The organism is Pedobacter miscanthi, assembly GCF_003315595.1.
Taxonomy (GTDB): domain Bacteria; phylum Bacteroidota; class Bacteroidia; order Sphingobacteriales; family Sphingobacteriaceae; genus Pedobacter; species Pedobacter miscanthi.
In genome coordinates this window covers 64,937-76,850 of sequence record NZ_QNQU01000024.1, presented here as the reverse complement: position 1 = coordinate 76,850, position 11,914 = coordinate 64,937, and the positions used below count along the sequence as shown (strand labels likewise).

The following is an 11,914-nucleotide window of genomic DNA, read 5'->3' as shown; positions in this document are numbered from 1 at the left end:
TTAAAATTTTCTATCTTGCTCCCGGAGGGCAGTTTTCTTTTAAAAATTTGGTGTAGGTTAACGATAAATGCTCGCTTGTGCCTTCACCTTCGTTAATGCTGTGCGTACGGTTAGGATAACTCATCAATTGAAAAACCTTTCTGTTTTTAATCAGTTCGTTAATCAGCATTTCGGCATTTTGATAATGAACGTTATCATCGCCAGTACCATGTATGTACAATAAATTACCTTTTAGGTTTTTGGCATAAGTAATAGGAGAGCCCTTTACATAAGCTTCTTTGCTTGGAAATGGCGTACCCATATAACGTTCCTGATAAACATTATCGTAAGTTAACTGGTTACCAACCGCTGCAATGGCAATACCTGTTTTATAAATTTCAGGATATTGGAACATCAGGTTTAAAGTAGATGAACCACCACCGCTCCAGCCCCAAACCGCTACACGGTCTTTATCCATAAAAGTATTGGTGGCCAATAATTTTTTAGCAGCCATGGCCTGGTCACGGATATTGATTACGCCAATATTTTTATAAATACTTTTACGCCATGCACTGCCTTTTGGAACAGGTGCGCCCCTGTTATCCATAGAAACATAGATGTAGCCATCTTTAGCCAAATCACCGGCATATAAAAAGTTCCTTCCGGCCCCATAAGTATCTGATGCCGTTGGCGAAGCAGGTTCACCATAAACATAAAACACAACAGGATATTTTTTAGCAGGGTTAAAATTATCCGGTTTTTTCATCCAGCCGTCCATTTCAATGCCATCTTCGGTTGTAACCTTGAAAAATTCTACCTTGTTTTTAGTAGCTTCCTGTTTCGATAATTGCGTGGTAACACTTCCATCCATGGTTAACGGATTGCCTGTTGTAAAGTTCATCCACTCGGTAATCGGCCTAACGATAGAACTGTTGTAAGTATGACGGGCAAAGGTTGCGCTAGGAGAAATGTCGTAATTATGCGTTCCGGGCAGGATAGAAGGGGTAACCTGTTCTAATTTCCCTTTTCCATCCAGTTTTGCTTTAAAAAGATATTTCTGTGTGGCGTTTGTTGGTGATGCAAGGAAATAAACGGTGTTGTTTTTTACGTCGATCAATTTTACATCAATTACATCATAATTGCCTTTTGTAACCAAAGTTTCTTTTTTCCCATCAATACTGATTCTGTAAAGGTGGTTCCAGCCATCTTTATCTGATACAATGGTAAATTCTTTATTATCGTTAAGCCATTTCCATTCGTCCTGTGCATCGATCCAGGCTTTTGCTTTTTCGGTATAAACAGCTTTTGCATCACCGGTAGCAGCATTGCAGATGAATACCTTGCTTTCGTTTTGTTCGCGGTTAAGTTGCTGCAAAATAATATTATTGCTGTTCGGTACCCATTGCATACGTGGAATGTAATGCTGGATATTATCACCCGGAACGTTTAACCAGTTTGTTTTTGCAGTGTTAATATCAACCACGCCAACTTTACAAACAGAAGGGTTTTCGCCAACTTTTGGATATTCTACAGGAATGGTATAAGGATAAATCGAATCGGTATTATTGATCATCAAAAAGTTTTTGATCTTGCTTGCATCAATCTGCCAATAAGCAATAGATTTTCCATCCGGACTCCACCTAAAACCATCACGACAATCGAATTCTTCTTCGTAAACCCAATCGAAAGTACCGTTAATCAGGCGATCGGTACCATCAGTGGTTAAAGCTTTAGAATTCGAGCCATCAATATTTTCTACATATAAATTGTGTTTGCTTACGTAGGCTACTTTACTTCCATCAGGTGATAGTTTGGCAAACATTAAAGATGATGCAGGTTTATCCTTTCCGATCTGAGTAATCTTGTTGGCTGTTAAATCTGCCAGCCAGTAATCACCACGCGTATCGTAACGCCAAACTTTTTTACTGTTGGTGTAAATCAATGCTTTGGTGCCATCATCCGATAACTGGAAACTTCTTACAGCAATGGCATTATCCCTTCCGGCAGGTGTTAATAACGTTCTTGATATAATGGTTTTCCGGTCGTTTTTAGGGAGGGTTATCGAAACAATTTCGCCGCTTGCATTCTGATAATAGGAATTGCCATCTTTTGCCCAGTTGATATTTTGGGCTTTTGCATCAATTAGCGTGCATAATGCCATGCAGGTAACTGATAATCTGAATAATAAGTTTTTAATCATATATAATTTTGGGCATAAAAAAAGCTTTTTAACTTTTGGGCTAATTTAAGTAAAAAGCCGGCAGTTAAAAAGCCATTAATTAGCAGAAATTGGTTAATTATTCACCACCGCCCTGCATTTTTGCTAAATCTTCCATGGTTACAACTTCGTAACCTGTTGGTAGTTCTTTAGAGATTGCGCCAACTTTACCTTCGGCAACCGATTTTAACGTTGTAGTGGTTTCTACACCCCTTTGAACCAATGTATATTTTACAGGGAAAGCAGCTAAACCAGGAAAATAGTTTTGAGAACCCACGTTAGGTAATTCAATATCTTTTGTTGCCCATAACTCTAATGATGTACCTTTATCATCTTTATAAGTATATTTTTCTGCACTGAAACCACCAATAGTCTGTTTTTCGCCTGTAGCTTTGAAATCAGAATATTTAGGAATGGCACCCATTGCTTTTTCGATATCAGCTTTAGTTTGTTTTACCGCAAACTGTTTTTGAGCAACTGGTACATCGATTAAAAGCAAGCCTGTTCTTTCATTGTTGTCAGAAACAATACCGATCAACGCAGGACCTTGCTCCATTTCGATTTTGGTTAAACCGTTGTTAAATTTTACTTTCAGCTCTGCAGGTGGTTCCTGTCCGCCCATTGCTGCTTTTTGTTCCTCTGTTAATTTATACGCTAAGCCATAGGTAATGGTACCTTCAGTTATTTTTTTCTGTGCGTGGGCGATAATCGCGCTGCTTACTAAAATTAAAGCGACTACGCTTGTTTTGATTGATTTGAACATGTTTTTTATTTCAGTTTAGTTTTTTACCAATTAATTTTTTCTTTGTTTAAAAATGAAGAGATCCCTTTTTTAAAATCTTCACTTTCCCGTACGCGGGCATTGATCTGTACCGCAGTTTCCAGGCATTTTTCCAACAACGGATTATTCGTCTGCGTAATCAGTTGTTTTGTAATCATTAACGAATTTTCAGAACTTCCGTTGCACAAACTTAATGCAAATTCTCTTACTATTTGATGGATTTCGGATGAATTTGTTACAAAATTTATGAGATTATATTTCAATGCCTGTTCAGCTGAAAAGGTTTTTCCGGTCAGCAGGATTTCTTTTGCCACAGATTCGCTTACCTTTTGTTTTAAAAAGCATGAAACAATAGCTGGCACGAAACCTATCTTCACTTCTGTATAACCAAAATTGCTTTCGGGCGTTGCAAACACAATATCGCAGATGGTAGCCAAACCACAGCCACCGGCAATAGCATGACCTTCTACCTGTGCAATAACCACCTTGGGCAAATAATAAATGGTGGTGAAAAGTTTTTTTAAACGATTGGAATCTGCAACATTTTCTTCAAAAGTATTGTGTTGTAACTGTTGCAGGTAGCCTAAATCGGCACCGGCGCTAAATGAATCACCGTTTGCATTTAACACCACTACTTTTACCAGATCATCTTCTGATGCGCGGATAAATGCTGTTGTTAATGCCGATATAAGTTGAGGATTTAGGGCATTTCTTTTTTCAGGTCGGTTAATAGTTATGGTTGCAATCCGTTCTGCAACCTGATATAAAACCAGATTTTCCATGTTATTGGGTTAGTTGCACCAAATATGCTTTATTTTTCTTTAAAATATGAACATCCAAATAATTATTATTTACAACTTTTTTAAAGTTTTCAATCTTATAATCCCTGTTAGTGGCATCAATAAGTACAGTTTTGTAGTTAATAGCAGGATCTAATGCTGTTAACTTAAATTTTGTATTTCCATTGATCCAGAGACTTGAGAATTGACCATTTCCCCGTAATGACTTATAATTCAAGCGTTCATCAATCAGCAATATTTTGTAGTGGTGAAATACAATCTGATTGTTCTTTAAAATGAAATCCTTAACAATTGTATCTTGTTTTAAATTCAGAAAAGAAATTTTTTCAATCTGTAATTGCGATAATGCAGGCTTTACAAAGAAATCGTAACTTTTATCTGTAGCGGTTAAATCGGTAACAAGAATACTTTCGCGTCCGTTGATAAATGCCGCGGCATAATTTTTTCTGAGTGAAAAGAAAATCACCTTTTGCTGGTGGTAGGTGTTTAAATCATCACAAACAATCAATACCTGATAACCAATAAAAACAGCGAGTGATGAAAAAATAAAACGTTTATTGAAATTTGCCAGCCCGTAGATAAATAAACCCAGCGCTAAACTCAACAATATAAATTCGGGCAGATTGATCCATATTGAAGAAAAGGTGGCATAAGGCAGGTCAGCAATCCATTTTAATGTCGAATTGGTAAAATTGATGATCCATTCGAAAACCGGTGCCAAAAAACTAAGCCATGGCACTAAAATGGCTATTCCCAGATACATCATAAGCACTAAGGGAACGGTGATAAACAGGTTTCCAAATAAAAAGTAAAGCGGAAATTGGTGAAAATAATAGATACTTAAAGGAAAAGTAACGATTTGCGCGGCCAGCGACATAGAGATAAAACTCCATAATTTATCTGGCCATTTGTGCCTAACGTACAGTATATTATAAATTTTTGGCTGGAGGCAAATTAGTCCGAAAACAGCCAGGTAGGAAAGTTGGAACCCAACATCCCAGATTAAAAAAGGATCGTAAACCAGCTGGCAAAATGCTGAAAAAGCCAGAATATTATAGCTATTCGTATTTTTAGTTAACACTTTTGCTGTAATTAAAATACTGATCATAATAGCCGAACGCACAACGGAAGGAGATAATCCGGTTAATAGTGCATATCCCCAGATCAATGTACATATTAACACGAGTTTTAAAATTTTCAGGCCACGTTTCCTATTCAGAAACGCCAGAAAAAAATCCAGCACTACATAAATAATCGCAACGTGTGCTCCGGATACGGATAATGCATGTATTGTTCCTGTTTTACTATAAGCCGAAAGGGTTTCTTTACTTAAATCGGCTCGATAGCCTAATATTAAGGTAGAAGCCACAGCAAACGCCTCATCACTTTTAATCAGTTTCCGGTATTTTTCTATCTGTTCCTTCCTTAAGTTAAGGGCATGCTTGATAATGGTATTTCCAACGTTGTTATTTGTTTTAATCAGATGGTTTTGATCAACAAAAGCTTGGTGATAAACATTCTGATGGGCCAACCAGGCTTTAAAATCAAATTCGGCGGGATTATATGGTGGTTCAACTGCTGTGTATTTGGCAGAAATAATAATTTCATCGCCATATTTTAGTTTAAGTGGTTTTAAGTTATCTAATTTGAGCGCGAGAAGTATTTGTCCTGATAATTTAACCTGTTTATCCTCCTGATAACCCGAAATTACCTGCCCCTTAAAACGCAGTATGTTGCCGCTTTGCTGAGGTTCGTCTTTAACCCAAATCTTTAAATAAATACAGTTACCATTTGCGAAGTAACCATCTTTAAGTGTTTCGTTGTTCAGTAAACAAAGTAATCCGCCAAGATTGAAGAAAAATAAAAACAGTAAAAACCCGATAATTCCTTTGTAACGATATATATTTAGCTTTTTGTAAGTAATATTAATCGTTAAAATGCTTAAAAATATGAGCAAAAGTATAATTGTTAAAAAATGCAGGTGTATTTTTGAGGGAAAAAAATAAAAAATTCCTATTCCGATCATAAAAGGGAATAAAATCCTCGCAAAAACATATTCAGCCTTAAACATTTCTTAAAATTGATAACGTACCTGAACTTTAATCTCCGATTTTTTATTGCCCTTAATTTCATCCAGATAAGTACCAACAGTTTCTACATTCCTGTAAATAAACAAGCCATAGCGCATCCATATATTTAGTTTTTTCGCCAGATTGTACTTCAGATTTAAATAGGTTCTGTAACCTTTACCGCTATACATTCCAAAGCTAAAACTGTACAATACATCATCTTCATAAGCGTAAATCCTGCTGTTATAACTGGGTGTATTAAAATATGCGACTCTTATATTGCCGGTAATGCGAGAAAACATGGGCGAATAATCTACGTCCTGATACACGAGGTAGCCAAACTCCTTATCTGCAACCCCCTTTTTAAATTGCGAAAACTCTGCACGGTTCTGCAAACTCCAGCTTTTATTTAACTGCCAGTTCATTTCTACCCGGTAACCGGCTCTTTTTACATCATCTAAAAAGTTTACCGGTACATCCAAATCAGTGTTCTGTTGTTTCTGCTCTATTTTAAACCTGGCCAGAATTTTAAAGGTTTTGCTTGGTGTGTAAACTGCCTGTGCCAAAAGCTCGTAACCTTTTGATGGTTCATCAACACGGTATTTCAGCCATGGAAAACGAAAATAATCGCCATAGAAAGAGAAAGCCCATCGTTTACTGGGATTAACATTTAAACCTGCATATAATCCCTTTTCATTTACAGCTTCAGTTGATTCTGCGACAGCCTGGTTAAAAAAACTATGGTAATCTTTAGCGTAATCGCGATAAGTTAAGGCTGCAGAAACTGCTTTTGATAAACTAACCAATACGCCATTGATGTATGCAAAACCACCACCTAAACCTTTGGCGGCTTCGCCATATAGGTAAATATTTTTGTAGGTGTAATTGTAAAACAGACCGAGATTGGTTAGCGATTTGCCAGTGAAACTATATCGGTCGTAAGCAGCGCTCTGCACAACAAAGCTGTTGCTATAATTACTCTGATAGGCGATTGCGCCTACACTAAACTCATTTTGTGTGTATTGAATAGTTGCACCAAACAACTGCTGTGTTAAAACATTTTTATTTTTTATTTCCGAAGGTGTTCGATGTAATCCTGTTTGGTTAATGGTAGATTGGACCAGATTACCGTCTTTGTCGTTTTTTTGACTCGCATCCAGCTTTCTGAGAGAAATAAAAGGTGTAATGTCGATATTTTTGAGCAGCGTAACCGTTGCTGAAGCCCCTCTGAAAAATGAATATTCGTTGGTAGAATTATAGGGTCGTAATCCCAGATCCTTTTTAGCTACACTGGTTACATCCGGTCCTTTACCAAAAGAAAAGCCCGACCATAATGTTAAGCCCTGCCCAAATTGTAAGGTATAGTCCCCAACGACCAGTTTTTTAATCCTGCCCAATTTAAATAAGGCTACATTACCTGAATAAAAATCGAAGGGTTTGCTGAAAAATTTTTCGCCGGCATCTTTATCCAGAGTAATGCCTGCTGAAAGTATGGTACTATAATTATACCTGTAGCGTGTCTGAAATTTTTCAGGCGTACCCAAATACCTGTTTCCTGGTAAATCTGTAAATCCTTTTTGTTTTTCTAAACCCTGTGCAAATCGCATCATCAGGTCGTTCTCACCAAGCGTAAAAATGTTCCTGAAATTTAGCTGCTGAAATTCCGGCTGGACATTCACCGCCACGAAAGGCAATAAATTTTCGATGGTTTTAACATCGAAACCATCAATACTCTGCAGCTCCAGAGGATCTACAATTTGGCCGTTTTCTTTAAGATAAGAAAAAAAGTTACTGATCTGTAGTGGTGATAGAAAAACCAGGCTCTTTAATTCTTCCGGCGTGGTATGATTTAGGTCGATAGGATGTTTCCGGTACCTCATTAGCACATCAACCAGTTCAGTCATGTCGTAATCATCAGGAAGACTTTCTGTAACACTTTCCAGGATATCGCGGATATCTATTTCCGTTTCATTGTTCTCTTGCGCATTTGCAATGAATCCCATCATCACAAAAGCAATAATCATCCTAATACGCATGTGCAAAAGGATTAGAGGTTAAGAACAAAATTTCGGTAATGGCTGTGCAGCCATTGCGGGTCAGTTTAAAACTGGTCAGCAGGTTATTCTGGAGAGAAAAATAGTTGAAGGAAAAACCAATCAACAGCAGATACCATATTTTCATAAGCGTAGATTAAGCCAATTAAAAAAATAGGGTAATAGTTGATTTAGTACTAATATAGGAATATATTTTAAAAACTACACAAATAATATTCTATAAAATACTTTTTTGTATGATTTTAATGCGATTTGTAATGTGGGAATGAGTTTTTTAAAGTTCTTCGGCCAGATTTACCAAAAAACCTTTTAATTTTTCTAAAGAATCAATAATTTTTTGATTTTCTTTTACATCCGATTTATTGTTCTTTAAGTATTCTTTAGCGCCTTTTAAAGTAAAACCTTTTTCATCAACAAGATTAAAGATGATTTTGAGATTTTCTATGTCTTCAGGAGTAAATAAGCGGTTGCCTTTTTTGTTTTTCTTAGGCTGAAGGATATCGAATTCTTTTTCGTAAAAACGGATCTGAGATGCGTTTACATTAAACATTTCAGTCACCTCGCCCATAGTATAATACATTTTATTAATGTCTCTTTCTTTATACGGCATAACTTATGCTTGATTATGAGTGTTTTATATCGATTAATTAAAGTATTCAAATGTAGCTCGATTTTTCCTTATTAACGCAATAAAATTTTAATTTTGTTGCCTCCAATAATATTGAAATGACAGCAAAAGAGATTAGACAGGCATTCCTTAGTTTTTTTGAATCGAAACAACACCGTGTTGTTCCTTCCGCACCGATTGTGGTTAAAAACGACCCCACATTGATGTTTACCAATGCGGGTATGAACCAATTTAAAGATTTGTTCTTAGGAGAGGCCGCCATAAAATATTCTCGTGTTGCCGATACCCAGCGTTGTTTACGCGTTTCTGGTAAACACAACGATCTGGAAGAAGTAGGTATCGATACTTACCACCACACCATGTTCGAAATGCTGGGTAACTGGAGCTTTGGCGATTACTTTAAAAAAGAAGCCATTGCCTGGAGCTGGGAATTATTAACCGAGATTTATAAAATCCCGAAAGATAAATTATATGTAACCTATTTCGAAGGTGATGAAAAAGAAGGTCTGGAAAAAGACCAGGAAGCATACGATCTCTGGAAACAATACGTGGATGAAAGCCATATTTTACCGGGAAACAAAAAAGATAATTTTTGGGAGATGGGCGATACCGGACCGTGCGGACCTTGTTCCGAAATCCATGTGGATTGCCGTACCGACGAAGAAAAAGCTTTAGTTGATGGCGCTACACTGGTAAACGCTGATCACCCACAGGTTATCGAAATCTGGAACAACGTATTTATGCAGTTTAATCGTTTAAAAGATGGTTCGTTGCAAAGTTTACCAGCCAAACATGTAGATACCGGAATGGGTTTTGAACGTTTGGTACGTGTGTTACAGGAAAAAACTTCAAATTACGATACGGATGTTTTTCAGCCGATGATCCAGTTTATTTCTGAAAAAGCAGGAATTAAATATGGTGCTGATGAGAAAACTGACATTGCCATGCGCGTAATGGCCGATCATATCCGTGCGATTTCATTTGTAATTGCCGATGGGCAATTACCATCAAATAACAAGGCTGGTTATGTAATCCGCAGGATTTTACGCCGTGCAGTACGTTATGCATACACTTTCTTAAACTTTAAAGAGCCGTTTTTAAGCCAGTTGGTTCCTTTATTGGCCGATCAGTTTAAAGGAGTTTTTGATGATCTGATTTCACAGCAGGATTTTGTACAAAAAGTGGTTTTAGAAGAAGAAGTTTCTTTTTTAAGAACCTTGTCTACAGGAATTCAGCGTTTTGAGAAATATCAGGCTTCAAATAATGTAGTAGAAGGTACTTTTGCTTTCGAATTATCCGATACTTTTGGTTTTCCTATCGATTTAACCGAGTTAATGGCAAGGGAAAAAGGCTGGACTGTTGACCTGAAAGGTTATGAGCAAGCTCTAAAAAAACAAAAAGACGATAGCCGTGCCGCAACTGCGATTGATACAGGCGATTGGATTGTTGTAAATACAGAAGATCAGAGCGAATTTGTAGGTTATGATGATCTGGAAATTGAAACCGAGATTTTAAAATACCGTAGAGTTAAAGCCAAAGGCAAAGAGCAATATCAGATTGTACTTCGTCAAACGCCTTTTTATGCAGAAAGTGGTGGTCAGGTAGGAGATACCGGTCGTTTAGAGGATCATAGCCGTCAGTTTTGGGTTGATATTACCGATACCAAAAAGGAAAATGGACTAACCGTTCATTTTACAGATATATTACCTGATAATCTGGAAGGCAAATTCTGGGCTGTTGTTGATGAAGATAAACGTATTTTGACCGAAGATAATCACTCGGCAACACACTTACTACATGCTGCATTAAAACAGGTTTTAGGAAAACATGTTAATCAAAAAGGTTCATTGGTAAATGCTGATTACCTGCGTTTCGATTTTTCTCACTTTGCGAAGGTGACCGATGAGGAACTGGCACAGATTGAAGTAATTGTAAATCAGAAAATCCGCCAGAATATTAAATTAAAGGAGCAAAGAAATGTTCCTTACCAGGATGCTATCGAAAGTGGTGTAACCGCTTTATTTGGTGAAAAATATGGAGATTTTGTCCGCATGATTACCTTTGATGATCATTTCTCGAAAGAACTTTGTGGTGGTACACACGTAAAAGCAACCGGACAGATCGGTTCTTTCAAAATTGTTTCAGAAAGTGCTGTAGCTGCAGGTGTGCGTCGTATCGAAGCCATTACAGCGGATAAAGCAGAGCAGTTTTTCCTGGATCAAAGAAAAGAACTCGGACATTTAAAAGCATTATTAAACGGAAGCAAAGATTTATCAGCTTCTGTTCAGGCTTTGCTGGATGAAAATGCAAAACTTAAAAAGGAAATTGAGAAATCGACCATAGAGCGTGTAAATACTTTAAAACATGAAATTGTACATCATGTAAGGGGAATTAACGGCATAAACCTGATTGCAAAACACATCGATTTACAAAGTGCAGATGCAGTTAAGAATCTTGCTTTCTCTTTAAAAGATATGATCGATAACCTATTCCTTGTATTTACAACTGAAATTGACGGTAAACCGGGTATTACTGTAATGCTTTCTGATCATTTGGTTAAAAAAGGTTTAAATGCTTCTAATATCGTCCGCGAGCTGGGTAAAGAAATCCAGGGTGGTGGTGGTGGACAGCCTTTTTATGCAACCGCGGGTGGTAAAAACCCCGCTGGTTTAAATGCTGTTCTGGAGAAAGCAGAAAGTTTTATTCCGCATCATTAATATAAATAATGAAATAGACCCTGAAATAAATTCAGGGTGACGCTATGTAAAATAAAAAAGAGGCCCTAAAGCCTCTTTTTATTTTAATGTCTGCCGTGTCTTCCACCTCCATGGCCTCTTGAAATAAAATTTCCTCTTCCTTCATGGTGTCCATTTCCTGGACGGTAAGATCTATAGTTATTTCTTGGCGAATTATATCTGATCCTGCTGCCACCTCCATAAGATGAACGATAATAGTTATTGTGGCTAACATAAGTTACCCTGTGTGTATTGTAATTGCGGTATGGGCTATTGCCGTAAACTACAATCTTTCTTCCATGGTGTAAATCGTATCCTCTGTATCTTGCTGGCAAATAACGTGATCTTGTCCACCTGTTTCCGCTCAGATAAACAAATTGTCTTTGCGGAACATAATAATAAGATTGTACTTCGGGGAGATAATAATAATTTACGTTTTGATACCCCACCGGAACCCATGCAGGTTGTGCACCAATATTTACGTTAATACTTACCTGAGCGTTAGATTGATTAGATGTTAAAGCCACGATACCTAAAATCGCGGAAATGATAAATAACTTTTTCATAATAATCTATTTTATTTGTGTGTACTTCAGTAATTCAAACGCTGTGCCAAAACTTCTATTGTAACAGATATATGAAAAAAGGGA

9 protein-coding genes are annotated in these 11,914 nt (G+C 37.1%); 1 reads left to right on the top strand and 8 read right to left on the bottom strand.

Annotation, left to right across the window (positions count from 1 at the left end):
• Positions 1-10: 10 nt before the first annotated feature.
• From DRW42_RS22865 to DRW42_RS22840, 7 genes are all read right to left on the bottom strand, one after another.
• Positions 11-2,179, bottom strand: coding sequence for a S9 family peptidase (locus tag DRW42_RS22865; protein WP_113951193.1), 2,169 nt, complete (start codon positions 2,177-2,179; stop codon positions 11-13).
• A 97-nt stretch (positions 2,180-2,276) separates the two neighbouring features.
• The gene (locus tag DRW42_RS22860) at positions 2,277-2,960 is read right to left on the bottom strand and encodes a DUF4412 domain-containing protein (RefSeq protein ID WP_113951192.1); all 684 of its coding nucleotides are present in this window, start codon (positions 2,958-2,960) and stop codon (positions 2,277-2,279) included.
• A gap of 23 nt (positions 2,961-2,983) precedes the next feature.
• Positions 2,984-3,760, bottom strand: a complete 777-nt coding sequence (locus tag DRW42_RS22855) for an enoyl-CoA hydratase/isomerase family protein (RefSeq protein WP_113951191.1) — start codon at positions 3,758-3,760, stop codon at positions 2,984-2,986.
• Between the two features lies 1 nt (position 3,761).
• Positions 3,762-5,735, bottom strand: coding sequence for a ComEC/Rec2 family competence protein (locus tag DRW42_RS22850; protein ID WP_158544386.1), 1,974 nt, complete (start codon positions 5,733-5,735; stop codon positions 3,762-3,764).
• A gap of 117 nt (positions 5,736-5,852) precedes the next feature.
• Positions 5,853-7,883: a helix-hairpin-helix domain-containing protein gene (locus DRW42_RS22845; RefSeq protein WP_113951189.1), complete on the bottom strand. Its 2,031-nt coding sequence runs from the start codon at positions 7,881-7,883 to the stop codon at positions 5,853-5,855.
• The gene (locus DRW42_RS28870) at positions 7,873-8,028 is read right to left on the bottom strand and encodes a hypothetical protein (protein ID WP_158544385.1); all 156 of its coding nucleotides are present in this window, start codon (positions 8,026-8,028) and stop codon (positions 7,873-7,875) included. Before DRW42_RS28870 ends, DRW42_RS22845 begins: the two co-directional genes overlap by 11 nt.
• Before the next feature lie 147 nt (positions 8,029-8,175).
• Positions 8,176-8,511 (bottom strand): MerR family transcriptional regulator, encoded by a 336-nt coding sequence (locus tag DRW42_RS22840; protein ID WP_113951188.1) that lies wholly within the window; start codon positions 8,509-8,511, stop codon positions 8,176-8,178.
• A gap of 116 nt (positions 8,512-8,627) precedes the next feature.
• Here DRW42_RS22840 and alaS point away from each other — a divergent pair, with 116 nt between their 5' ends.
• Positions 8,628-11,246: an alanine--tRNA ligase gene (gene alaS / locus DRW42_RS22835; RefSeq protein ID WP_113951187.1), complete on the top strand. Its 2,619-nt coding sequence runs from the start codon at positions 8,628-8,630 to the stop codon at positions 11,244-11,246.
• 83 nt (positions 11,247-11,329) lie between these two features.
• Here the strand turns inward: alaS and DRW42_RS22830 are convergent, their stop codons facing one another.
• A complete protein-coding gene (locus tag DRW42_RS22830) occupies positions 11,330-11,830 on the bottom strand; it encodes a hypothetical protein (RefSeq protein WP_113951186.1) in 501 nt (166 codons plus the stop codon).
• Positions 11,831-11,914 lie beyond the last annotated feature (84 nt).